Annotated in this window: 19 protein-coding genes and 1 pseudogene; 12 read left to right on the top strand and 8 right to left on the bottom strand. The window is 68.8% G+C overall.

The window, feature by feature from the left end; all coding sequences use genetic code 11:
- The first annotated feature begins 20 nt into the window (after positions 1-20).
- The 6 genes from ACGFSB_RS34720 (at position 21) to ACGFSB_RS34695 (ending at position 7,602) form a co-directional block, all read left to right on the top strand.
- A complete protein-coding gene (locus tag ACGFSB_RS34720; protein ID WP_393407779.1) occupies positions 21-1,034 on the top strand; it encodes an agmatine/peptidylarginine deiminase in 1,014 nt (337 codons plus the stop codon).
- Between the two features lie 99 nt (positions 1,035-1,133).
- A complete protein-coding gene (locus tag ACGFSB_RS34715; protein ID WP_393408037.1) occupies positions 1,134-1,700 on the top strand; it encodes a TetR family transcriptional regulator C-terminal domain-containing protein in 567 nt (188 codons plus the stop codon).
- A 115-nt stretch (positions 1,701-1,815) separates the two neighbouring features.
- Positions 1,816-2,865, top strand: a complete 1,050-nt coding sequence (locus tag ACGFSB_RS34710) for a protein TolB (protein WP_393407776.1) — start codon at positions 1,816-1,818, stop codon at positions 2,863-2,865.
- 69 nt (positions 2,866-2,934) lie between these two features.
- Positions 2,935-4,212 (top strand): hypothetical protein, encoded by a 1,278-nt coding sequence (locus tag ACGFSB_RS34705; RefSeq protein ID WP_393407774.1) that lies wholly within the window; start codon positions 2,935-2,937, stop codon positions 4,210-4,212.
- A 350-nt stretch (positions 4,213-4,562) separates the two neighbouring features.
- Complete coding sequence (gene cimA, locus ACGFSB_RS34700; protein WP_393407772.1) at positions 4,563-6,167, top strand: citramalate synthase; 1,605 nt, start codon at positions 4,563-4,565, stop codon at positions 6,165-6,167.
- A gap of 58 nt (positions 6,168-6,225) precedes the next feature.
- Positions 6,226-7,602: a hypothetical protein gene (locus ACGFSB_RS34695; protein WP_393407770.1), complete on the top strand. Its 1,377-nt coding sequence runs from the start codon at positions 6,226-6,228 to the stop codon at positions 7,600-7,602.
- A 39-nt stretch (positions 7,603-7,641) separates the two neighbouring features.
- Here ACGFSB_RS34695 and ACGFSB_RS34690 read toward each other — a convergent pair whose 3' ends face one another.
- A complete protein-coding gene (locus tag ACGFSB_RS34690) occupies positions 7,642-8,178 on the bottom strand; it encodes a hypothetical protein (RefSeq protein ID WP_393407768.1) in 537 nt (178 codons plus the stop codon).
- A gap of 81 nt (positions 8,179-8,259) precedes the next feature.
- Here ACGFSB_RS34690 and ACGFSB_RS34685 point away from each other — a divergent pair, with 81 nt between their 5' ends.
- Positions 8,260-8,790 (top strand): NADPH-dependent FMN reductase, encoded by a 531-nt coding sequence (locus tag ACGFSB_RS34685; protein ID WP_393407765.1) that lies wholly within the window; start codon positions 8,260-8,262, stop codon positions 8,788-8,790.
- 33 nt (positions 8,791-8,823) lie between these two features.
- On the opposite strand, the gene ACGFSB_RS34680 is transcribed toward ACGFSB_RS34685, so the two are convergent.
- A complete protein-coding gene (locus tag ACGFSB_RS34680) occupies positions 8,824-9,444 on the bottom strand; it encodes a YceI family protein (RefSeq protein WP_393407763.1) in 621 nt (206 codons plus the stop codon).
- Between the two features lie 291 nt (positions 9,445-9,735).
- On the opposite strand from ACGFSB_RS34680, the gene ACGFSB_RS34675 reads away from it, so the two are divergent.
- Positions 9,736-13,665 carry an endo-alpha-N-acetylgalactosaminidase family protein gene (locus tag ACGFSB_RS34675; protein ID WP_393407761.1) on the top strand — a complete coding sequence of 1,310 codons (3,930 nt, stop codon included), beginning with the start codon at positions 9,736-9,738 and terminating at the stop codon, positions 13,663-13,665.
- Between the two features lie 574 nt (positions 13,666-14,239).
- Here ACGFSB_RS34675 and ACGFSB_RS34670 read toward each other — a convergent pair.
- The 4 genes from ACGFSB_RS34670 to ACGFSB_RS34655 all read right to left on the bottom strand — a co-directional run bounded on the left by ACGFSB_RS34670 (position 14,240) and on the right by ACGFSB_RS34655 (position 16,546).
- Positions 14,240-14,506 (bottom strand): hypothetical protein, encoded by a 267-nt coding sequence (locus ACGFSB_RS34670; RefSeq protein ID WP_393407758.1) that lies wholly within the window; start codon positions 14,504-14,506, stop codon positions 14,240-14,242.
- Positions 14,503-14,853: a hypothetical protein gene (locus ACGFSB_RS34665; RefSeq protein WP_393407756.1), complete on the bottom strand. Its 351-nt coding sequence runs from the start codon at positions 14,851-14,853 to the stop codon at positions 14,503-14,505. The genes ACGFSB_RS34670 and ACGFSB_RS34665 overlap by 4 nt, the downstream gene beginning before the upstream one ends.
- Complete coding sequence (locus tag ACGFSB_RS34660) at positions 14,850-15,179, bottom strand: hypothetical protein (protein WP_393407753.1); 330 nt, start codon at positions 15,177-15,179, stop codon at positions 14,850-14,852. The genes ACGFSB_RS34665 and ACGFSB_RS34660 overlap by 4 nt, the downstream gene beginning before the upstream one ends.
- A 125-nt stretch (positions 15,180-15,304) precedes the next feature.
- The gene (locus ACGFSB_RS34655) at positions 15,305-16,546 is read right to left on the bottom strand and encodes a helix-turn-helix domain-containing protein (RefSeq protein WP_393407750.1); all 1,242 of its coding nucleotides are present in this window, start codon (positions 16,544-16,546) and stop codon (positions 15,305-15,307) included.
- Positions 16,547-16,676: 130 nt separating this feature from the next.
- Here ACGFSB_RS34655 and ACGFSB_RS34650 point away from each other — a divergent pair.
- A pseudogene (locus ACGFSB_RS34650) lies at positions 16,677-16,928 on the top strand (ATP-binding protein); the annotation flags it as partial.
- Positions 16,929-16,949: 21 nt separating this feature from the next.
- Here ACGFSB_RS34650 and ACGFSB_RS34645 read toward each other — a convergent pair.
- The gene (locus tag ACGFSB_RS34645; RefSeq protein ID WP_393407748.1) at positions 16,950-18,008 is read right to left on the bottom strand and encodes a hypothetical protein; all 1,059 of its coding nucleotides are present in this window, start codon (positions 18,006-18,008) and stop codon (positions 16,950-16,952) included.
- Between the two features lie 272 nt (positions 18,009-18,280).
- Here ACGFSB_RS34645 and ACGFSB_RS34640 point away from each other — a divergent pair, with 272 nt between their 5' ends.
- The 3 genes from ACGFSB_RS34640 to ACGFSB_RS34630 all read left to right on the top strand — a co-directional run bounded on the left by ACGFSB_RS34640 (position 18,281) and on the right by ACGFSB_RS34630 (position 21,330).
- Positions 18,281-19,267: a helix-turn-helix domain-containing protein gene (locus ACGFSB_RS34640; RefSeq protein ID WP_393407745.1), complete on the top strand. Its 987-nt coding sequence runs from the start codon at positions 18,281-18,283 to the stop codon at positions 19,265-19,267.
- A 196-nt stretch (positions 19,268-19,463) separates the two neighbouring features.
- Positions 19,464-21,056, top strand: coding sequence for an acyl-CoA carboxylase subunit beta (locus ACGFSB_RS34635; RefSeq protein WP_393407742.1), 1,593 nt, complete (start codon positions 19,464-19,466; stop codon positions 21,054-21,056).
- Positions 21,057-21,132: 76 nt separating this feature from the next.
- Positions 21,133-21,330 (top strand): acyl-CoA carboxylase subunit epsilon, encoded by a 198-nt coding sequence (locus ACGFSB_RS34630; RefSeq protein ID WP_393407740.1) that lies wholly within the window; start codon positions 21,133-21,135, stop codon positions 21,328-21,330.
- A gap of 66 nt (positions 21,331-21,396) precedes the next feature.
- Here ACGFSB_RS34630 and ACGFSB_RS34625 read toward each other — a convergent pair whose 3' ends face one another.
- A complete protein-coding gene (locus ACGFSB_RS34625; RefSeq protein ID WP_393407737.1) occupies positions 21,397-21,549 on the bottom strand; it encodes a DUF397 domain-containing protein in 153 nt (50 codons plus the stop codon).
- Positions 21,550-21,736 lie beyond the last annotated feature (187 nt).

The following is a 21,736-nucleotide window of genomic DNA, read 5'->3' as shown; positions in this document are numbered from 1 at the left end:
GCAGCCCTTTAGGGATCACCATGACCTTCCGTATGCCCCCCGAGTGGGCCCCGCACGAGCGCACCTGGATGGCGTGGCCGGGCCCCAACACGACCTTCACGGACGAGCGTGAGCTGGCCGACGCGCGCGCCGCCTGGGCGGGCGTCGCCCGTGCCGTACGCCGCTTCGAACCCGTCACGATGGTCGTCGGTACCGGGCAGAGCGAGTCGGCCCGCGCTCTCCTCGGTCCTGACGTCGAGTTGGTCGAGCGGGATCTGGACGACGCGTGGATGCGTGACATCGGCCCCACCTTCGTACGCGATGGTGATCAACTCGCCGCTGTGGACTGGACGTTCAACGGCTGGGGCGGCCAGGACTGGGCCCGCTGGGAGCACGACGCGAAGATCGCCCGCCATGTCGCCGACCTGGCCGGTGTGCCCGTCCACTCCTCGCCCCTGGTCAACGAGGGCGGCGGCATCCACGTCGACGGCGAGGGCACGGTCCTGCTGACCGACACGGTCCAGCTCGACCCGGGGCGCAATCCAGGCCTCACCCGCGAGCAGGCCGAGGAGGCGATCCACGCCCGCATCGGCACGCGAAAGGCGATCTGGCTGCCGAAGGGCCTCACCGGTGACTACGGTCAGTTCGGCACCCGGGGGCACGTCGACATCGTCGCCGCCTTCGCCGCGCCCGGTGTCGTCCTCGTGCACTCGCAGCAGGACCCCGCCCACCCTGACCACGAGGTCAGCAAGGAGATCATCGGGGTGCTGCGAGGGCAGACCGATGCCCGGGGACGCACCCTCCAGATCGTCGAGGTGCCCGCGCCGACCGTCCTCACCGACGACGAGGGATGGGTCGACTACTCCTACATCAACCACTACCTCTGCAACGGCGGCGTCGTCCTGTGCGGTTTCGACGACCCGCGTGACGAGATCGCGGCGGGCATCTTCCGCCGTCTCTTCCCGGAGCGGACCGTGACGCTCGTTGACGCCCGTACGATCTTTGCCGGGGGTGGTGGCATCCACTGCATCACCCAGCAGCAGCCGAAGATCTAGCGCCGATCCGGCGTCAGACGAGTTATCGCAGGAGTCCCCGTGGCCGAGGCCGCCCGCCGGAAGAACGCACCACCGCGCGAGGACGTGCTTGCCGCCGCCATGGAGATGATCGCCGAGCGCGGCCTGGAGAAGCTGACCATGGCCGCGCTCGGCCGTGAGGTCGGCATGAGCAGTGGCCACCTCCTCTACTACTTCGGCTCCAAGGACGAGCTGCTCCTGCGCACCCTGGAATGGAGCGAGGCCGCGCTCGGCGCCGAGCGCGGCAGACTGCTCGCGCGGCGCGGCACGGCCCGCGAGCGCATCGACGCGTACGTCGATCTGTACGTACCCGACGGCCCCGGCGACCCCCACTGGACGCTCTGGCTCGAGGTCTGGAACCGCTCCGTGAACGCCGGCGAGGACGAACGCGACCGGCAGGTCGCCATCGAGAGCGCCTGGCACCGCGACCTGGTGGCGCTGCTCGCCGAGGGCGTCTCGCGGGGCGAGTTCGGGCCCCTGGACCCCGACCGGTTCGCGGCGCGCCTGCGGGCGCTGCTCGACGGGTTCGCCATCCATGTGGCGATCGGCCTGCGGGGCACGGGGCGGGAGAAGATCCTCGCGCACGTACAGGAGTTCCTGGACGGAGCGCTCGGCGCGGGCGCGCAGGACCCCGATACGCCCGTCTAGGTTGTACGCAATCCGGCGGATTGCCTGTTGTCCGGCGGTGCGCTTGTATCCCAGTGGGCCGGGCCTTCGGTATCGGTCCGGGGGTTACGGGTTACGACAGGTTTTGGGGGAAGCCATGTCCATTGCCAGACGTGTGTCCTTGAGTGCCCTGCTGGTCGCGGCACTCGGCACGACCGCGTTACCGGCCGCGGCACACGCCGCGCCGCACGCGCCGCGGGTCGAGCGGGTGAGCACCGCGGCCGACGGGACCGAGGGCGACGGCGCGTCGGGTGCCGCGTCCCTCTCGGGGAACGGCCGCTATGCCGCCTTCCGCAGCGACGCGGAGAATCTGACAGAAGGTCATAAAGGGCCGTACGACTACGGGTTCGTACGCGATCTGAAGACCGGCGAGGTCACCCGCCTCAAGAACTCCATGGGCGCCCCCGTGATCAGCGACGACGGCCGGTATGCCGCGCACATCGGATGGGGCTCGCACGGCATCAACGTCTTCCTCACCGACCTGAGCACGGGTGAGATCAAGCAGATCGACGGCAGGGGCTTCAAGTTCAGCGCGTCGTCCCCGGACATCAGCGCGAACGGCCGCTACGTCGCCTACGACCTCCAGCCGCAGCACCCCGGAGAACCCACCAGGGTCGAGGTCTACGACCGCGAGAGCGACACCCGCGAGGTCATCAGCGACGGACCGCCGGACTCGGCCCGCGACATGGTGGACCCGTCCATCAGTGCTGACGGCCGCTACGTCGCCTACCTGGACAAGGGCACGAGTCAGGTCTGGCTCCGCGACCGCACCACGGGCAGCCTCACCCGGATCGACGACGGCACCCCGTCCACGCTGGTGCAGGTCAGTGGCCGCACGGTGGCGCTCGACTCGGCGGCCGGTTCGTACGTACGCGACCTGCGTACCGGAAAAGTCGAACACTTCGCCGGCAAGGACGCCCAGGCCGTCAGCCCGGACGGGCGCCAACTCCTCTACGGGGACGCCCGGTCGAACCTCGTCCTGCGCAATCTCCGCAGCGGCCACGAGGTGACCGTCGGCCACGGCGGGGCGACCGCGGGCGCGATCGCCGACAAGGGCAGGAGCGTCGCCTACGGCTCGGACGACACGGACGTGGTGCCTGGCGACACGAACGGCCTGCGCGACGTCTTCGTACGACACACCCACTGAACCGGATCGAACCCGAACCGGATCGAACCGAACCAGATCGAGCACCAAGAAAACACGGGGGACTTGACCATGCACAGCACCCAGCACAGGACGAAGCGCCGCGCCGCCCTAGCCGCCGCCGCACTCGTCGCCGCCGTCACGGCCACGACTCTGCCCGCCGCCTTCGCCGCACCCGGCGGCAGTGCCGCCGCGCCCCGCACGGAGGGCGTCAGCGTCACCGCCGACGGCAAGGCGGGCAACGACCGGTCGTCGTCGGCGACCATCAGCCGCGACGGGCGGTTCGCCGCCTTCGACTCCGAGGCCACCGACCTGGTCGCGGGCGACAGCAACGGACTGAACGACATCTTCGTACGCGATCTGCGCACCGGAAAGACCGAGCGGATCGCCGGCGAAGGGCGTGACCTCAGGAGCCCTTCGCTGAGTGCGGACGGGCGTTACGTCGCGATGGTCACCAGCCCGGCGGACTCCTACTCGCACGCCGACGTCCGGCTCTACGACCGCAGGACCAAGAAGTTCGAGCGGCTCGACGTCGAACTGCCCGACGGCTATCCCGGGGACAGCGCGGGCAGCGTGTCCCTGAGCGCGAACGGGCGCTACGCCGTCTTCAGCACGGACGGGCCGCAGTTCGACGGCACGGCGGTCTTCCTGCGCGACCGGAAGACCGGCACCACCGAGAAGGTCAGTCACCCTTACACGGGCGGCGACGGGGAGCGCAACGCCCACTCGCCGACCGTCAGCGACGACGGCCGCTACGTCGCGTACGCGAACTCCTTCGTCAACGGCCCGCGCGGCGACGACTGGAGCGACCTCTGGGTGCGCGACCGCGAAACCGGCAAGGTGACGCAGGTCGACCGTTCCTACGACGGCTCCAAGACCGAGAAGGAGTCCCTGGACGCGTCGATCAGCGGCGACGGCCGCACCGTCGTCTTCGAGTCCCGTGACACGCATCTCGTCCCTGACGACAACGACGTCGCCTGGAACGTCTTCGTGCACGACATCGCAGCGGGCACCAACCAGCGCGTCCACGGCACCCAGGGCGGCCCCGGTGAGGTCTACACACGCTCGCCCGCGATCAGCGCCGACAGCCGCTATCTGACGTATATGTCGGAGCTCGCCGAACCCGGCTCCGAGTACGGCAAGGAGTACCCCGTCTACCTGCGGGACCTGAAGAAGGGCGGCACCACGCTCGTCACGCCGGACACCACGGGCGGCGCGGCCACGGCGAAGGCCGCCCCCGGCGGCATCTCGGCGGACGGCCGCCGCATCGCCTTCCTCTCCGGCGACGCGTCACTCCTGAGCGGCGACACCAATGACGGCGACGACACGTTCGTACGCCACGTGCGCTGACGCCTCGCTCCAGTGAGGCCGCACGTCATTCGGGCGGGCGGCGCGTCCCGTGCGTCGCCCGCATGGTGAGACGGAGCAGCGCGGTGTGTGCGCGCTGTGGCAGGCTGCCACCGTGCTCTCGTTCGCCATGATTATTGGCAGCAGGCGCGCCGGTCCGCAGTGACCGTCTCGTACGACCACGTACGGGCGGACACCGTCGTCTCAAGACCCGCGCGCAAACCTCTCGTACCCACGAGGGGTTTTTTCGTTTCCTGGCCCAACATCAGCCGGACGCGGAGCGCGAGGGATCATTGAGGCGGTGGAGCCGGTCATTCCGGTAGACCGAGATCCGACACAGGAGCCAGATCAGCATGACGGAAACCAGCACACCCGACGATTCGTTCCACGTCTTCGACACCACGCTGCGCGACGGCGCGCAGCGCGAGGGCATCAACCTGACCGTCGCGGACAAGCTGACCATCGCCCGGCACCTGGACGACTTCGGCGTGGGCTTCATCGAGGGCGGCTGGCCGGGCGCCAACCCCCGTGACACCGAGTTCTTCGCCCGCGCGCAGCAGGAGATCGACTTCCGGCACGCCCAGCTCGTCGCCTTCGGCGCCACGCGCCGCGCGGGCGGCTCGGCGGCGAAGGACCAGCAGGTCAACGCCCTGCTCGAGTCCGGAGCCCCGGTCATCACGCTCGTCGCCAAGGCCCACGACCGGCATGTCGAGCTCGCCCTGCGCACCACCCTTGAGGAGAACCTGGAGATGGTGCGGGACACCGTCTCCTACCTCCGGGAGCAGGGGCGGCGCGTCTTCGTCGACTGCGAGCACTTCTTCGACGGCTACCGCGCCAATCCCGAGTACGCGAAGTCCGTCGTCCGCACGGCATCCGACGCGGGCGCCGATGTCGTCGTCCTGTGCGACACCAACGGCGGAATGCTCCCCGCCCAGGTCCAGGCGATCGTGGGAACCGTACGCGCGGACACCGGCGCCCGGCTCGGCATCCACGCGCAGGACGACACGGGCTGCGCGGTCGCCAACACCCTCGCCGCCGTCGACGCGGGTGCCACACACGTGCAGTGCACGGCCAACGGCTACGGCGAGCGGGTCGGCAACGCCAACCTCTTCCCCGTGGTCGGCGCGCTCGAGCTCAAGTACGGCAAGCAGGTCCTGCCCGAGGGCTCGCTGAGCGAGATGACCCGCGTCTCGCACGCCATCGCCGAGGTCGTGAACCTCACCCCCTCCACGCACCAGCCGTACGTGGGCGTATCGGCCTTCGCCCACAAGGCGGGCCTGCACGCCTCCGCGATCAAGGTCGACCCGGATCTCTATCAGCACATCGACCCGGACCTGGTGGGCAACCGCATCCGGATGCTGGTCTCCGACATGGCGGGGCGCGCCTCCATCGAGCTCAAGGGCAAGGAGCTCGGGGTCGACCTGGGCGACGACCGTGATCTGGTCGGGCGGGTGGTGGAACGGGTCAAGGAGCGCGAGCTCCAGGGCTATACGTACGAAGCCGCCGACGCCTCCTTCGAACTGCTGCTCCGCGAGGAGGCCGAGGGCCGCGCCCGGCGCTACTTCCGTGTCGAGTCCTGGCGGGCCATCGTCGAGGACCGCCCCGACGGCACGCACGCGAACGAGGCGACCGTGAAGCTGTGGGCCAAGGGCGAGCGCATCGTCGCGACGGCGGAGGGAAACGGCCCGGTCAACGCCCTCGACCGCGCCCTGCGGGTCGGCCTGGAGCGGATCTATCCCCAGCTCGCCAAGATGGAGCTCGTCGACTACAAGGTCCGCATCCTGGAGGGCAAGCACGGCACGTCCTCCACGACGCGCGTGCTGATCTCCACCAGTGACGGCGACGGCGAGTGGTCAACTGTGGGGGTCGCGGAGAACGTGATCGCGGCGTCCTGGCAGGCGCTTGAGGACGCGTGCACGTTCGGTCTGCTGCGGGCGGGCGTCGAGCCCGTGGAGTAGAGAGAGCCGAGGCGGCTCCGGACCGCCGCCAGGGGCCCGACTGAGTTAGCTTCGAAGTATGAGCAATGGGACGAAGCGAATAATTGTCGCGCTGTCCGGGCTTCTCGTTTCCCTGGGTGCCGTGTCGTTCACGGCGGCGCCCGGGGCCGCGGCCGCCACCGGTGTCCCGGCTGTGGCCGACGCCTGGGAGAAGAGCCCGGTGTACGTGGATCCGGCCGCTTCGGACGAGCTGTCCGGGGCCGACGCGGACGCCATCGCGGAGAAGATCAAGGATGCGGACAAGCCCGTGTTCGTGGCGGTGCTGCCGGCCGACTTCCCCAAGCAGGACCTCTTCCAGAAGCTCCGCACCGAGACCGGCGTGACGGGCGTGTACGGCATCCGGCTCGGTGACGCGTTCGACGCGAGGGCCGATCATCAGGTCCTCGGCCCCGCGGCCGTCTCCAACCTCGTCACCACCTACGGCGGCGTGAACGACACCAAGACCCAGCTCAACGACTTCGTCGACCAGGCGGTGAAGGACGCCCACGGCTCGGCGCCCTCCTCCTGGGCCGGTGCCGGTGCCGGTGCCGGTGCTGACGACGGCGGTACCCCCGTGGGTGCGCTGATCGGTATCGGCGCGGTGCTGGTCGCGGGCGCCGGGGCCACGTACGCGGTGGCCCGGCGGAACCGGCGACGGAAGGCCGAGGAGCAGCGGGTGGCCCTGGAGAAGCTGCGGGTCGTGGTGGACGAGGACATCACGGCGTACGGCGAGGAACTGGACCGGCTGGACTTCCACCCCGCAGAGGCGGGCGCGGACGACGCGATGCGCGCGGATTACGAGCGGGCGCTCGACTCGTACGAGAAGGCGAAGTCGTTCATGGCGGCGGCGCAGCGGCCCGAAGAGGTACGGGCCGTCACCCAGTCCCTGGAGGACGGCCGCTTCTCGCTCGCCCTGCTGGCATCCCGCCGCGAGGGACGGCCGCTGCCGGAGCGGCGCGCCCCGTGCTTCTTCGACCCGCGGCACGGCCCGTCGGTGAAGGACGCGCAGTGGACACCGCCGGCCGGGTCCGAGCGTTCGGTCCCGGTCTGCCTGGCGGACGCGACCCGCCTCGCGGACGGCGAGGAACCCATGGCACGCACGGTGGCCACGGAGTCGGGGGAGCGGCGCCCGTACTGGGACGCGGGCCCGGCGTACGGCCCGTGGGCCGGCGGATACTTCGGCGGCGGAATGCTGCCGGGTCTGCTGGTCGGCACGATGCTGGGCGGCATGATGTCGAGCCCGGCGTACGCGGCCGACTACGGCTCGGGGTACGGGGACTTCGGGGCGGGGTCCGGTTACGACGGTGGGGACTACTCGGGGTCGGACTTCGACCCCGGGGACTTCGGGGGCGGCGGAGATTTCGGCGGGGGCGGGGACTTCGGGGGCGGGGGCGATTTCGGGGGCGGCGGGTTCTAGGGGGTGCCGCGGGGGTGCCGCGGGGTCGCTCGGCGGCGGTCAGGCGTCCTGCGGTGGAGACAGCTGCCAGCGTCCCGAATGCCCCGGTGGAAGCGCCAAGTCCCGTCGTACCGCCGCGTAATAGCCCTCACGCGAGGTGCGCTGACGCTCCAGGAGTCCGGACCACGCGTCCGGGTCCCGCGTGCCCTCGCGCAGGAAGTGCTCCATCTCGATGACGGTGACGACCCAGACCCGCGCCCTCTCCACCACGTCCGGCGTGCCCAGCATCAGCAGCGCCTCACCGGCCGGATCCCGCGCGTCGGCGGCTCGCGCCAGCTGGGGCGCCGCCTCGTCGGGGGAGAGGGGGTGGGGGTGCGGGTCGTTGCCGAAGTGGGCCGAGACGCGGTAGGCGAGGGTGACCGCCTGCTTCAGGACGCGGGCGTAGTCGGTGTAGACGGTGAGCCGCCGCTCCTCCCAACGGGCCGCCTGCTCCCGCTCGAAGCGGGCCCGGTCGCCCCGGGTGATCGCCAGATACGAACCGAGCGCACCGACGATCACGCCTATCAGGGCGGGCAGTTGCTGCACGAACTCGTCCACGGCCCGAACCGTATCCGAGGTGCTGGAGGACGGGAAGGCAGCGAGGTTCGGTACGTTCAGTACGTTCGGTACCTTCAGCGGATGTCATCCTCACCCATGATCCTGCTGCTGTCCGGAAGCCTGCGTGCCGGTTCCTCCAACGAGACCGTGCTGCGCACCGCGCAAGACGTGGCCCCCTCGGACGTACGCACTCTTCGCTACGAAGGCCTCGCGACGCTGCCCCACTTCAACCCCGACGACGACACCGACCCCCTGCCGCGGCCCGTGGTCGAGCTGCGCGCGGCGATCGACGAGGCGGCGGCGATTCTGGTCTGCTCCCCGGAGTACGCGGGGACCCTCCCCGGCTCGTTCAAGAACCTGCTCGACTGGACGGTCGGCGGTACGGAGATCTCCGACAAGCCCGTCGCCTGGGTGAACGCGGCGGCGCCTGGACGCGGTGAGGGCGCGGCGGCCACCTTGCGTCTTGTGCTCGATTACACGGGGGCCGCGATCGTGGAGCAGGCCTGCGTACGGATCCCGGTGGACCGGGGGACGGTGGGTGAGGACGGGGTGATCACCGACCCGGACGCACGAAAGCAACTGGCCGATGTGCTCGACCAGTTGCTTTCGTAGAGACAGGGTGCGGGGCGAGAGGTGCGGCCAGGATCAGGCGTCAGCCTTGATCGCCGAGATGTCGAAGTTCAGCTTGATCTTGTCGGAGACAAGCACCCCGCCCGTCTCCAGGGCGGCGTTCCACGTCAGGCCCCACTCGGAGCGAAGGATCTCCGCCTTGCCCTCGAAGCCGACCCGCTGGTTGCCGAAGGGGTCGGTGGCGGAGCCGTTGAACTCCAGGTCGATGGCGAGCGGCTTCGTGGTGCCGAGAATCGTCAGGTCACCGGTGATGCGGTAGTCGTCGCCGCCCAGGGCCTCCGCCTTGGTGGAGCGGAACGTCATCGTGGGGAACTCGTCGATCTTGAAGAAGTCCGAGCTCTTCAGATGACCGTCACGGTCCGCGCTGCCGGTCTCGATGCTCTCCATCTGCACGTCGAGGGAGGCCGTCGAGCGGGCCGGGTCCGTGCCGTCCAGGTGCAGCGTGCCGGAGGTGTCGGTGAAGGAACCCTTGACGTTCGTGACCATCGCGTGGCGTGCGACGAAGCCGATCGAGGTGTGCGAGGGGTCGATCGTGTAGTCGCCGGTCAGACCGGCGAGCTCCGGGTTGACCGGGGCGGGCGTCGTGGCGGTGGCGGAGGGGGTGGCGGTTTCGTTCTTGCGGCCGAAGAGACCCATGACTGCTCCTTGGGGACGAGCTGCGGGCGGTGAAGCCGAGCTGCGAGCTACGGGGATGAATGTACGTATCCATGCTTCTGTTGAATGTTCAACGAGATTGACCGTACTCCCATTCCGTTCAACTTTCAACAGTAAACTGAGTGTGCTCGTGAGATCACGTACCGGAACCGACGCTATGCCACGCCCCGCCGCACCGCCCCTTGGACTTCCGCCGGGCGGTTCTTGGACTGCCGCGCTCCGTGGCCCCCGACTTCATTGACCGGAGCGTGACAACGCGGATACCCAGTCCCCATGCCCTCGTCCCGCTCCCGAAGCGCCGGCTCCCGAAGCGCCGGCTCCCGAAGCCCCCGCTCCCGAAGATTCCGCGCGGCCTGCGCCATCGCCGCCGCGTCGACCGCGTCGTCCGCCGTGTTCGCCCTGGCGGGTCCCGCCGCCGCCGACCCCACCCCGCCGCGGGCCGCATCCGAAACGGCGCAGACCGTCATCGCCTCCGAGCGGCTCGCCGTCGCCGTCGCCGACGACTTCCCCCGCGTCCTCTCGTACACCGACAAGGCGACAGGAGCCCGCCTCCTCGGCAGTACGCGCCCGGTCACCGAGGTCACCCTGAACGGCAAGCCCCACAAGGTCCAGGTCAAGGGCGCCCCCGAGGCCGATGGCGCCGCCGCCGCGTACACGCTCGCCTTCCCCGACCTCCCCGGCGTCGAGATCGACGCCCGCCTCTCCGTGCGCGGACGCGTCACCACCTTCAAGGTCACCGCCGTCCGCGACACCGAAGGCTTCCGCGTCGGCACCATCGACATCCCCGGCCACGACCTGGTCTCCGTCGGCAGCTCGGACGGCGGTGCCGAGACCGCCTTCACCAAGCTGGACCCGGATGCCACGCGGACCGCCGACAAGTTCGGCAAGGTCACCACGGAGACTCCGGCCGACCAGGCGCCCGTCGGTGCCTCGTACGCCCTTGTCAACACCGGACAGCTGGCCGCCGCCGTCGAGTCCAACTCCACCGACGACAAACCGGGCGGGGCCACGGGTCAGGACGGTGCCCGCTTCTGGCACCGGGCGACCAAGGGGGACGACGGCGCGACGCGCGTCGGCGTCTGGTCCGGGCAGTGGGTCAACCGGGGTGCGGACGCCCCCGAGCCCGCGAAGGGCGACGACCTCCCCTGGGCCAAGGTCGTCGTCACACCGGACGCCAACGGCGACAAGCGGGTCGACTGGCAGGACGGCGCCGTCGCTTTCCGCGACACCATCGCCACCAAGCCCAAGGGAAGCGCGGGCACCCCCGACCGCGTCATCACCCACATCCCCTTCAACTTCGCGAGCCAGGCCCAGCACCCCTTCCTGCGCACCCTCGACGACGTGAAGCGGGTCTCCCTCGCCACGGACGGCCTCGGCCAGCAGGCCATCCTCAAGGGCTACGCCTCCGAGGGCCACGACTCCGCCCACCCCGACTACGGCGGCAACATCAACAAGCGGGCGGGCGGCCTGACGGACCTCAACAAGCTGCTCAGGGAAGGCAAGAAGTGGGGCGCCACCTTCGGCGTGCACGTGAACGCCACGGAGGCCTACCCGGAGGCGAACGCCTTCGACGAGAAGCTCGTCGACAAGACCAGGCCCGGCTGGAACTGGCTCAACCAGAGCTACTACATGGACCAGCGCCGCGACATCAACAGCGGTGATCTGGCGAGCAGATTCAAGCAGTTGAGGCAGGAGACCGACCCGAACCTCTCCCTCATCTACATCGACGTCTACTACACCCACGGCTGGATCGCCGAGCAGACCGCGAAGGCCGTGAAGGCGCAGGGCTTCAACCTCGCCACCGAGTGGGCGGACAAGTTCGAGCGCGACTCGCTCTGGTCGCACTGGGCCAACGACCTCGACTACGGCCCCAAGACCAACAAGGGCCTCAACTCGCAGATCATCCGCTTCATCCGCAACAGCGAGAAGGACATCTGGAACGCCGACTCCGTACTCGGCCAGACCGCCATCGACGAGTTCGAGGGCTGGACCGGCGAGAACGACTGGAACGCCTTCTACGACAACGTCTGGCAGCACGACCTGCCCGCCAAGTATCTCCAGCACGAGCGGATCACGCGCTGGGACGCGAAGAGCGACGACATCACCTTCACGGGCGGCGTGCGCGGCACGGTCGAGGACGGCAAGCGCACGTTCTACGACGACGGCCGCAAGGTCCTCAGCGACACCTCGTACCTCCTCCCGTGGGACGGCGGCAAGAAGCTGTACCACTACAACAAGGCGGGCGGTACGACGAGTTGGGCGGTGCCCGGCACCTCGTACACCGTCTACAAGCTCACCGACAACGGCCGCGTGAAGACGGGCACGGTGCGCGCGGACGGCGGCAAGGTCACCCTCAAGGCCGAGGCGGGCCGCCCGTACGTCCTCTACCCGACGAACACCACCCCCAAGGCCACCACCCCCGAGTGGGGCGAGGGGACGCACCTCAAGGACCCCGGTTTCCACGACGCGAACCTGGACGGCTGGTCCAAGGCGGGCACTGTCCGGCGTGACACCGACAAGCTGGGCCGCCAGAGCGCGGAACTGAGCGGCGCGTCGGCGGCGTCGGTGAGCCAGCGCGTCACGGGCCTCGACCCGGCCAAGCGCTACACGGCGTCGGTCTGGGCTGAGGTCGAGCCCGGCAAGGACCGTCGGACGACCCTGTCGATCGCAGGAAAATCGCGATCGGTCGACCGCTCGACCCTGGAGAACACCGACGCGGGGAGCAGCTGGCACGGGACTTTCCTGCAACGCGTGAAGGTCACCTTCTCGCCGGACGCCGAGGGCCGCGCGACGCTCAAGGCAGAGGCGTCCAAGGGATCCACCGCGAAGGTCCGCGTCGCGGACGCACGCATCGTCGCCAACGCCCCCGCCATCAAGCCCGACACGATCGCGTACGAGGACTTCGAGGACGTCGATCAGGGCTGGGGGCCCTTCGTGAAGGGCAGCGGGGGAGGCGTGACGGACCCCCGCACGCACCTCGCGCTCAAGCACGCCCCGTACACCCAGTCGGGCTGGAACGGAAAGCTCATCGACGACGTGCTGGACGGCGCACGGTCGCTCAAGACGCACGAGGGCGACCACGGCCTGGTCCACCGCACCACCCCGGCCACCGTCCCGATGGTGAACGGCCGCTCCTACAAGGTCAGTTACGACTACCAGGCGAGCCACGCCGACTCCTTCGACTGGGTCACGGGGTACGACAGGGTCGCGGCGGACGGCAAGCCGGACTCGGTGGAGACGCGCCGCACCCCGCTCGGCGAGCAGCGCACGACGGGCCGCTTCGAGCAGACCGTCACGGCGGGCTGCGGAGACACCTGGGTGGGCCTGCGAATGCGGGACAGCGCCGCCGACACCGCCGACTTCGCCCTGGACAACTTCACCGTCGAGGACCTGGGCCCGGCGGAGGAAAAGCCCGCGTGCGCGACGCTGAACGTCGCCGCCAAGGCGGAAACCCTCGAACCCGGCGAGAAGAACGAGGTCACCGCCACCTTCGCCAACCACGAGGCCACGGAGGCGAAGGACATCAAGGCCGCCCTCACGCTCCCGGACGGCTGGACCGCCGAGCCCACGGGCCCGGTCGCCCTCGACCCCGTCGCCCCTGGCGCGAAGGCCACGGCCACCTGGCAGGTCACACCCCCGGCAGACACCAAGTACCAGACGTACAAGCTGAGTTCGAAGGTGACGTACGCGATCGCAGGGGAGAGCGAACCGCGCGACCTGACGGCGGACACATCCGTCCGCACCCTGCCGCCGCCGCCCGCCGTGGACACGTACGCCTCCGACATGGACTGGACCGCGATGGAGAACGGATGGGGTCCCGCCGAGAAGGACATGTCGAACGGCGAGACGGCCGCCGGTGACGGAAAGCCGCTGACCATCAACGGCACGGTCTACGAGAAGGGCCTCGGCACGGCGCCGCCGGGCACCATCCGCTACTACCTCGGCGGCAAGTGCGCGTCCTTCACGGCGAAGGTCGGCCAGGACGACTCGCAGGGGACGCGGGGGAGCGTGCAGTTCAGCGTGGCGGCGGACGGGTCGGAGAAGGTGAAGTCGCCGGTGCTGAAGGCGGCGGACGACGCCTGGACCCTGACGGCCGATGTCACCGGCGCCAAGTACGTGGACCTGGTGACGGGGGACGGAGGTGACGGGCCCGGGAACGACCACGCGGACTGGGGTGGCGCGCGGTTCCACTGCGGGGGCTGACCTGATCCAAGGTGCCCGATCCCTCACGCCCGGGGGTGCAGCGGACAGTCCGCGCTCCTGGGCGGAGGGATCAGGCCGTCCCCGGACGGCACGGAGGACGACGGCAGGTCCCAAGCGAGCCGGATGGCGTCGATGACAGGACGCGCGCTGTACGGCGAGACGGACAGCTCGAGGCGTGCTTCGGAAAGCAGATCCGGATCGCCGTCGGGCCCCCGTTCGGCCGCATCGGTCCTCGAAGAACAGGGGGCCGATCGGGCTATTGCGGGCAGGCTCCAAGAGACTGCCCGATCCGCTGGCGAGCGTATGGCCCCCTGTTCACTCGCCCCATGGCAGCTCCCGCCCAAAAGCCTCTACGGCAGGCGGCGCGATCACCGCGCACCATTACCCCAGCTCAGGCCCACACTCCGAGGGGACAGAAGCACCGGGCGCGGCGCGGCCCTGGTCCTCTCACAGGGGAGAGAACCAGGGCCGCAGGGGCAGGCCGGGGGAACGTGTACCTGCCGCTCTCCCCTCCGGACGAGGGGAGTCGGTCGGACGGGACTGACGGAGACAGTCACGCCAGCCCCGCCCTGCTCTACATCGACGGGCCCACTTCACTCACCGCAGGATCAGTGATCGTGGCACTGAAGAACTGAAAGGCCGTCAGCTCATAGCCGGTATGGTGTCTCATGCCTGCGTGCCTGAGACACCACAACTGCGCCTCATCCGGATCGGCCGTGTCCACCGAGTGATCACTACAGGCGAGGCACTTGCCGACATGACGCACGCCCATCGCGGGCATGGCCGCCAGCGTCCATTCGAGCGGCACGTAGCGGCCCCGCGTGGTGCCGACCTCGCTCATCCGCCCGCCTCCGCCGGAAGCTGCGGCCCCTCGTCGCCCTCGTCGTCGCCGTCGTCCACGTCGGGTTGATCGAATGAGGACAAGCGATCTCCCCGGCTCTCTGCGATCCGGTGGACCTCCCGGAGCGACTCGGTCAACCGGGCTGCCACGAAGCGGAGTTCCTCAGGTGTGGCCTTGGGGTCGGTGATCGTGTCCGCCGCGTGTCCGAGGAGATCACCGGCCATGCCCAGTTGGACGCTCTCGATGTTGTCGGCCATCCGCGACATGAAGCCCGTGCCCGGACCCACGAGGACGCAGGGGTTTCCCTCCAGCGTCGACCACGGCAGCAACCGCGTCTGATTCGTCATGCCGTCACCTCCACCCCATGGATCAGGCGCGGGCCGATATCCACGCCGTGCACGGCCAGCCACAGCTCACGCCGCCGCGCCCTCTGCCGACGCTCTTCCTGCCGCCGCTCGAAGGCGACGAGGTACGGGCGTACCAAGCCGATGTCCTCACCCCGCAGCACAGGCACGCGCGCCAGCGGCCGGGTTGGCGCATCCAAAGGCGGCACGGATGAGGACGCTTCGGGGGACCGGTGGCGCCCTGGAGCGGGAAGCAGGAGCCGTAACAACGGTTCGAAGATTCGGGCGATACCTTGGTTCATGTCGACCTGCTCTTTCAGGTTGGCCATGCCCCCGGACCGTCCACCACGGTTGCGGGGGTCTTTCGGTCAGGCAATTGCTGACCGTATGGCGCCTGAATGCGGAGCACAGGTACGACTTCTACCACCTTGAGAAGGGGTACAGGTTGTACCCCTTACACAGCAGCGGCAATTCCCAACTTGCCCGACAGGTATCGAACATCATCACGGATGACGGCACTACCGGCCTCCGCCAACTCCGTTACAGCTGAACGCGCAAAGATATTGAACCGCGCAGTCTCCGGAGAGATGTCGAGAGCCTTCTTGAGGAGGTGAACAACCGCCACATGCTCACCCTGCATGCTGTACGCCCGAGCAGACTCGATCATGTGGAACGAGCGGCGAGTAGCCGACGGCATCGAAGTCAGATCAACCCGTCCAGCCACCTCCACAGCCTCGCCCCCGCGCACCAAATCGGCGTTCATAGTGATCGCATAGGCGTCCACCATGCCGCGCCCGAAGATCAAGTACGGATGTGCGAAATCATCCCCGAGACGTCGCGCAGCATCGTCAGCACGGTCCCAGAAGCGTTCCGCGTTACCTCGGTGCCCGATCTTCGCGTACGAAAGCGACGCAGCGAGATGCAGCAAGCCCCAACGGGCAAGATCCTCAGGAGTGTTATCCGGACGCAGAAGATCCGCAGCCTTCATCGCGAGATCTACGCGAGCCTCATGCCGCTCACCGGCATCACGAAACACGTGGTTCATGTACCAGGCAGCAGCAGCGATAGCGCGAGGGCTGTCCGCGTCCTGTGCGGCCGACATCGAGCGATCACCCGTGAGCATGACCAGTTCCGGCACCGGCTGGAACGATAGATAGAGCTGGGCGAGGTGGTACGTCTCAGCCAGGGCGACGAGCACCCTACGGCGGTCGTTTCCCTCCAAAGAGCGGGCCGCGTGCTGCAAGTCCGCGAGAAGGTCCGGGATCACGACAGCAACGCGTGTACGGTGGCCGCCGCTTCCGTGCCAAACCCGCCACGCTTCCTGAACCCGGGTGAGGAGATCTGCCGCGTTCGACGGCTCATCCTCGGCTTGCCCCAGGTCGTACGTCGTTAGAGCTTCCCTCACGGCAGGCAGAGCGCCATGCGCTGCCTTGGTGTAGCTGGAGGCCGAGAGCCTCTCGTCTCCTGTCAGCTCCGCGAGGTCTTCAACCCCAAGCACGTCGGCCAGCCGGAGCAGCAAGGGCAGTCGCGGGGTCTGTAGGCGTCCGCTCTCGATCGCCTTGACCCACTCCGCCGGGCGTCCAACGAGACCGCCGACGACGGATCGAGTCTGACCGTTGCGTTCGCGGAGTCGTCGCACACGTTGCCCGAACGTGGGCGAGTAATCGGGTGAAGTGCCGTCAGTGTGAGTGGACATGAGGATCTCCGTTCCGACTCCAGTACTCAGAACGGTACCCCTGCCAGCCGTAGTGGAACGATGATCCGGTCCGGACGCCATTCCCCCCGAGGTCGGCCAAGAGTTTCATGACCTACTTTGGAAAGCAGCTAGCGAGCTCGCGACCAACGCGCTGCTGCACGGGGTGCCCCCGGGCCGGGGGTTCCGGCTGTACCTCTTCCTGCACGCCGACGGAGTCGTACGCGTGGAAGTGCACGACAGCGGCGACGGCGATGTACGCCTTCCGGTCCTGAGCCCGGAGGCGGAGGACGGCAGGGGCCTCCTCCTGGTCGCGGCGCTCGCGGACAAGTGGGGAGTGGGGGAGCGGGACCCCGGCAAGGTCGTGTGGTGCGAATTCGCGTGAGCCGGGGCCCCGGCGGGTCGGTCAGGAGCCTGGTAGTACGTAGTTGAGCAGTCGGGCCTTGTAGATCCTGCTTGAGCGGTCTTGGTGCTCGATGACTTCCTCCGGCCACTTGAAGTAGACGCGGTGGTTACCGTAGGGATTGCCCGTGCCGCGCGCGGTCGTGTAAATACCGCGACCCTCTTCATGCCGGGAGAAGGACTTCACCTCGCGTACCGAGTCGGTCCACCAGATGAAGGACCGGTCCGCCTCCTTGAATATCTTGATCATGTAGTTCGAGCCGCTCGCCCAGAGGGTCGTTCTCTCCGCGTAGTCGGGCTGAAGGTCATGGCCGTTGATGAAGAGCTCGGTCGTGAGGCGCAGCTGCGGCACCTCGGTCAGGTGGGTGCTTGTGCCGGACCCCTCGACCCGGTAGGCCACGAGCTGGTTCCAGCCGTACATCCACAGCACGTTGAGTACGGGGTCCCACAGGACGCCGTGCGCTTGCCGGAAGTACTTGAGCTGGCCGGGGATGGGCCGGAAGGAGCCGGGTGTGCCGTCCGGGGCGGTGTAGAGCTGGTAGCTCCCTTGCTGCCTCGTCGGCCTCGGCCTCTGCCCGGCCGGTGGTTCCGGATCCCGGGTCCCCACTACGACGACGGCGCGTGCTGTCGGCAGGTACTCGATGCAGTGCGGGAAGATCTCCAGGCCCTCGGCGGAGGCGATCTCCGTGTTCATGTCGGGCCAGCGGCGGAACGTCACGCGCCCGCTTGTTCGTGTCTGTTGGCCGCCGTCCTTGTCCAGTTCGGAGCCGCAGACCATGCAGACGACACCGAGCCCCGGGATCTCCCTGCGGCGGAACTCCAGCGGCGACCAGCCGGGCCCGAGGGACGACTTCGGGGCGCCGAACTTTCCGCCCTGGACGTCGCCGGTGCTGTGGATCTCCACGATCTCTCGCTTGGTGTCGACCAGCGCCAGGTCGAACGGGTCGAACGGACCGCGCGCGGCCGCCTGGGCCGGAGCTGCCGCGACGCCGAGCGAACCGGCCGTTGCCGCGGCTGCTGTGGCCGCCGCCCCGACCAGCAGTTGACGTCTATTGATGCTCATGCTTGTCCCCCCTCATACGCACGGCACGACAGTGCGGCCATCGCCCCGTGGCTGGCTGATCGTTCGTCTCGGGCAGCCACTCTCCCGGGCAGCGCGAGGGACTGTCGTTAGCGGTGCGTGCCGGGTCGCTTGACGATACGTGCCAGGCGGAAGCGGCTGGTCCGGGTCCGATCCTGGAGCGCCGATGTGAGCACAGTGGCTTGGTGATGATGGCCAAAACGCTTGTAGCCAGGGTGATTTGGGGGATGCAGCATGGCGGCCGGGGGTTGAGTATGCGGACCATTGAGATCAGTACGGAGTCACTGCCGCGGGCAACCCGATTCGGGTGGTGGCACGACACCACGGCGCAGTCGCTGATACCCACGACGATGTCGAGCGACCGGGCCGACGACTTCCCGGCCTCGGCAACCATCTTGGACCTGGGCGGCATCGAGGTCGTCAGCATGGCCTACCCGCCGCTGGCGGTGCGCCGCACGTCCGGGCTCATTAGGGAGCGCGACCCGCACTACCTGACCATGTCGCTCACGGTCGAGGGCCATATGGGGATCGAGCACGCCGGTCGGGAGGCGTCGTTCGGCACTGGTGAGCTACTCGTCTACGACTCGTCGCGGCCCTTCGCGGGCTGGGCTGAGTCGGCGTCCGGGCAAGTGCGACACGTCGTCGCACAGTTCCCCAAGGTCCTCCTGCCGCTGTCATCGGACCAGGTCCACCAAGTCGTGGGTCGCCCCATGGCCGGCACCACGGGCTTCGCCGCGCTCCTGTCGTACTTCCTCCTGCACGTCACCGAAAATCCTCACCACTACCAGGAGAAGGACGTCGCCCGGCTGCGCGGCATCCTGCTGGACCTCATCGTGGGCAGTTGCGGCCACCTGCTTCAGGACCCGAAGATCTGCTCCCCGGAGGCCCGCCGTCGCGGACTGCTCCTGCACATCCGGCAGTTCATCGAGTGCCGCCTGCACGACCCGGCGCTGACACCCGAGACCGTAGCCGTCGCCCACCACATCTCCCTGCGACAACTGCACCGCCTCTTCCGCGACCAGGACACGACAGCCGCGGCGTGGATACGTGCCCAGCGCCTCGAACACGCCCGCAGCGACCTCGCCGACTCACGTCACCGCCTCACCCCTGTCCACCGCATCGCCGAGCGCTGGGGCTTCACCCACCACGCCACCTTCACCCGCGCCTTCCGCGCCGTATACGGCATGTCACCCAGCGAATACCGCGTGACGCCTCTGCCCGGCTGCGATCGCTCCCGCTGATGACTCTCATGGGTGAGGCCGGTGTGAGGTGTCTCTCAGCTGACTCTTTGTGGAATCCCTACAGCGCGGCGGACCTCTGAGCAGTCACTTCGGGCGCACTGAGGTGAGCTTCTGTTCAGGGGCGCCAGGAAAACGGGCCGGAGACTGTTCATAGTCGACGGTCCGCTTCTGTAGGTCCACTTCGTAAGGTCACTACATGACCGTTTTGGACGACACCGCTTCTCCCGAAGGCGAGCCCACCGACGCGCGCGGGCGCGTGGCCGAGCTGCACGCGATCCGTGCCGAGGCGCTGCGCGGCCCGAGCGAGAAGGCGACCGAGGCCCAGCACGCCAAGGGCAAGCTGACCGCGCGTGAGCGGATCGAGCTGCTCCTGGACGCGGGTTCGTTCCAGGAGGTCGAGCAGTTGCGCCGGCACCGGGCGACCGGGTTCGGCCTGGAGGCCAAGAAGCCGTACACGGACGGTGTCATCACCGGCTGGGGCACGGTCGAGGGCCGCACGGTCTTCGTCTACGCACACGACTTCCGGATCTTCGGTGGCGCCCTGGGCGAGGCCCACGCGACGAAGATCCACAAGATCATGGACATGGCCATCGCGGCGGGTGCGCCGCTGGTCTCGCTGAACGACGGCGCGGGCGCCCGTATCCAGGAGGGCGTCTCCGCCCTCGCCGGATACGGCGGGATCTTCCAGCGCAACACCAAGGCATCCGGAGTCATCCCGCAGATCAGCGTGATGCTGGGCCCGTGTGCGGGCGGCGCGGCCTACAGCCCCGCCCTGACGGACTTCGTGTTCATGGTCCGCGAGACCTCGCAGATGTTCATCACCGGACCCGACGTGGTGCGTGCGGTCACCGGCGAGGAGATCACCCAGAACGGTCTGGGCGGCGCCGACGTGCACGCCGAGACCTCGGGCGTCTGCCACTTCGCGTACGACGACGAGGAGACCTGCCTCGCCGAGGTCCGCTACCTCATCGCGATGCTGCCCTCGAACAACCGCGAGAACCCGCCCACCCACGAGTCGGACGACCCGGCGGACCGCCGCTCGGACGTCCTCCTCGACCTGGTCCCGGCGGACGGCAACCGCCCGTACGACATGACCAAGGTCATCGAGGAGCTCGTCGACGAGGGCGACTACCTCGAGGTCCACGAGCGCTGGGCCCGCAACATCATCTGCGCCCTGGCCCGCCTGGACGGCAAGGTGGTGGGCATCGTCGCCAACCAGCCGCAGTCCCTGGCCGGTGTCCTGGACATCGAGGCATCCGAAAAGGCCGCCCGCTTCGTCCAGATGTGCGACGCTTTCAATATCCCGATCGTGACGCTTCTCGATGTGCCGGGCTTCCTGCCGGGCGTGGATCAGGAGCACGGCGGGATCATCCGGCACGGCGCGAAGCTCCTTTACGCGTACTGCAATGCCACTGTTCCGCGGATCTCGCTGATTCTGCGAAAGGCGTACGGAGGTGCGTACATCGTCATGGACAGCCAGTCCATCGGTGCTGACCTGACCTACGCCTGGCCGACGAACGAGATCGCGGTGATGGGTGCCGAAGGCGCCGCCAACGTCATCTTCCGCCGTCAGATCGCCGCCGCCGAGGACTCCGAGGCCATGCGCCAGCGGATGGTCAAGGAGTACAAGGCCGAGCTGATGCACCCCTACTACGCCGCCGAGCGAGGCCTGGTCGACGACGTGATCGACCCCGCCGAGACCCGTGAGGTGCTGATCAGCTCCCTCGCGATGCTCCGCAACAAGCACGCGGACCTGCCGTCGCGCAAGCACGGCAACCCGCCGCAGTAATACGCCGCAGAACTACACAGTGACATGCAGTGACACGCAGTAATTCCTGCAGTAGCCCACAAGGAGAACGCTGCACATGACTACCCCCGACATCCGCGTCGAGAAGGGTCACGCCGAGCCCGAAGAGGTCGCCGCCATCACCGCGATCCTGCTGGCCCGTGCCGCCGCCACCGCGCAGACCCCGGCTGCCGCCCGCCGAGGCCGCGACAAGGCCGGCTGGCGCCGCCTGGAGCGCTCACCCGGCTTCCGCGCCCCGCACAGCTGGCAGGGCTGAGCCCTTGCTCGATGCTCGACCAAGCGCCGGACGCGTTCCTTTCGGAGCCCGTCCGGCGCTTGCTGTTTAGTAGCTGCCGCCCGGGGACTCCTTGATCGCCGTCAGCAGCGCGGCGAGCCCTTCTCGGGTCGCGCCCAGTATTCGGCCTGGGTCGTCGCTCTCGCGGAGGCGGAGAGTGCCGTCGGGTGCGGTGGCGAGGAAGAGGAGTCGAACCGTCACGTAGTGATCAATGTGATCGACCTGGTGGCGATCTGAGCGGGGCCGAGCCGCTGTCCGAGACGTGGGGGGGGGGGGGGGGGGGGGGGGGGCGCCCCCCCGCCCCCCCCCCCCCCCCCCCCCCACCCCCAAAACAACACCCCCCCCCCCCCCCCCCCCCCCCCCCCCCCACACCCCCCCCCCCCGCCCC

The sequence above is a fragment of the Streptomyces sp. NPDC048441 genome (assembly GCF_043200235.1).
Taxonomy (GTDB): Bacteria; Actinomycetota; Actinomycetes; order Streptomycetales; family Streptomycetaceae; genus Streptomyces.
Note: the sequence above shows the minus strand (reverse complement) of the source record. Positions and strands in the feature narration are given on the sequence as shown.

Bases quoted from the DNA above. Each gene is read 5' to 3' on its own strand.
- ACGFSB_RS34720 (WP_393407779.1), top strand. From the start codon at position 21: ATGACCTTCCGTATGCCCCCCGAGTGGGCCCCGCACGAGCGCACCTGG.
- ACGFSB_RS34715 (WP_393408037.1), top strand. From the start codon at position 1,134: ATGGAGATGATCGCCGAGCGCGGCCTGGAGAAGCTGACCATGGCCGCG.
- ACGFSB_RS34710 (WP_393407776.1), top strand. From the start codon at position 1,816: ATGTCCATTGCCAGACGTGTGTCCTTGAGTGCCCTGCTGGTCGCGGCA.
- ACGFSB_RS34705 (WP_393407774.1), top strand. From the start codon at position 2,935: ATGCACAGCACCCAGCACAGGACGAAGCGCCGCGCCGCCCTAGCCGCC.
- cimA (WP_393407772.1), top strand. From the start codon at position 4,563: ATGACGGAAACCAGCACACCCGACGATTCGTTCCACGTCTTCGACACC.
- ACGFSB_RS34695 (WP_393407770.1), top strand. From the start codon at position 6,226: ATGAGCAATGGGACGAAGCGAATAATTGTCGCGCTGTCCGGGCTTCTC.
- ACGFSB_RS34685 (WP_393407765.1), top strand. From the start codon at position 8,260: ATGTCATCCTCACCCATGATCCTGCTGCTGTCCGGAAGCCTGCGTGCC.
- ACGFSB_RS34680 (WP_393407763.1), bottom strand. From the start codon at position 9,444: ATGGGTCTCTTCGGCCGCAAGAACGAAACCGCCACCCCCTCCGCCACC.
- ACGFSB_RS34675 (WP_393407761.1), top strand. From the start codon at position 9,736: ATGCCCTCGTCCCGCTCCCGAAGCGCCGGCTCCCGAAGCGCCGGCTCC.
- ACGFSB_RS34670 (WP_393407758.1), bottom strand. From the start codon at position 14,506: ATGAGCGAGGTCGGCACCACGCGGGGCCGCTACGTGCCGCTCGAATGG.
- ACGFSB_RS34665 (WP_393407756.1), bottom strand. From the start codon at position 14,853: ATGACGAATCAGACGCGGTTGCTGCCGTGGTCGACGCTGGAGGGAAAC.
- ACGFSB_RS34660 (WP_393407753.1), bottom strand. From the start codon at position 15,179: ATGGCCAACCTGAAAGAGCAGGTCGACATGAACCAAGGTATCGCCCGA.
- ACGFSB_RS34655 (WP_393407750.1), bottom strand. From the start codon at position 16,546: ATGTCCACTCACACTGACGGCACTTCACCCGATTACTCGCCCACGTTC.
- ACGFSB_RS34645 (WP_393407748.1), bottom strand. From the start codon at position 18,008: ATGAGCATCAATAGACGTCAACTGCTGGTCGGGGCGGCGGCCACAGCA.
- ACGFSB_RS34640 (WP_393407745.1), top strand. From the start codon at position 18,281: ATGCGGACCATTGAGATCAGTACGGAGTCACTGCCGCGGGCAACCCGA.
- ACGFSB_RS34635 (WP_393407742.1), top strand. From the start codon at position 19,464: ATGACCGTTTTGGACGACACCGCTTCTCCCGAAGGCGAGCCCACCGAC.
- ACGFSB_RS34630 (WP_393407740.1), top strand. From the start codon at position 21,133: ATGACTACCCCCGACATCCGCGTCGAGAAGGGTCACGCCGAGCCCGAA.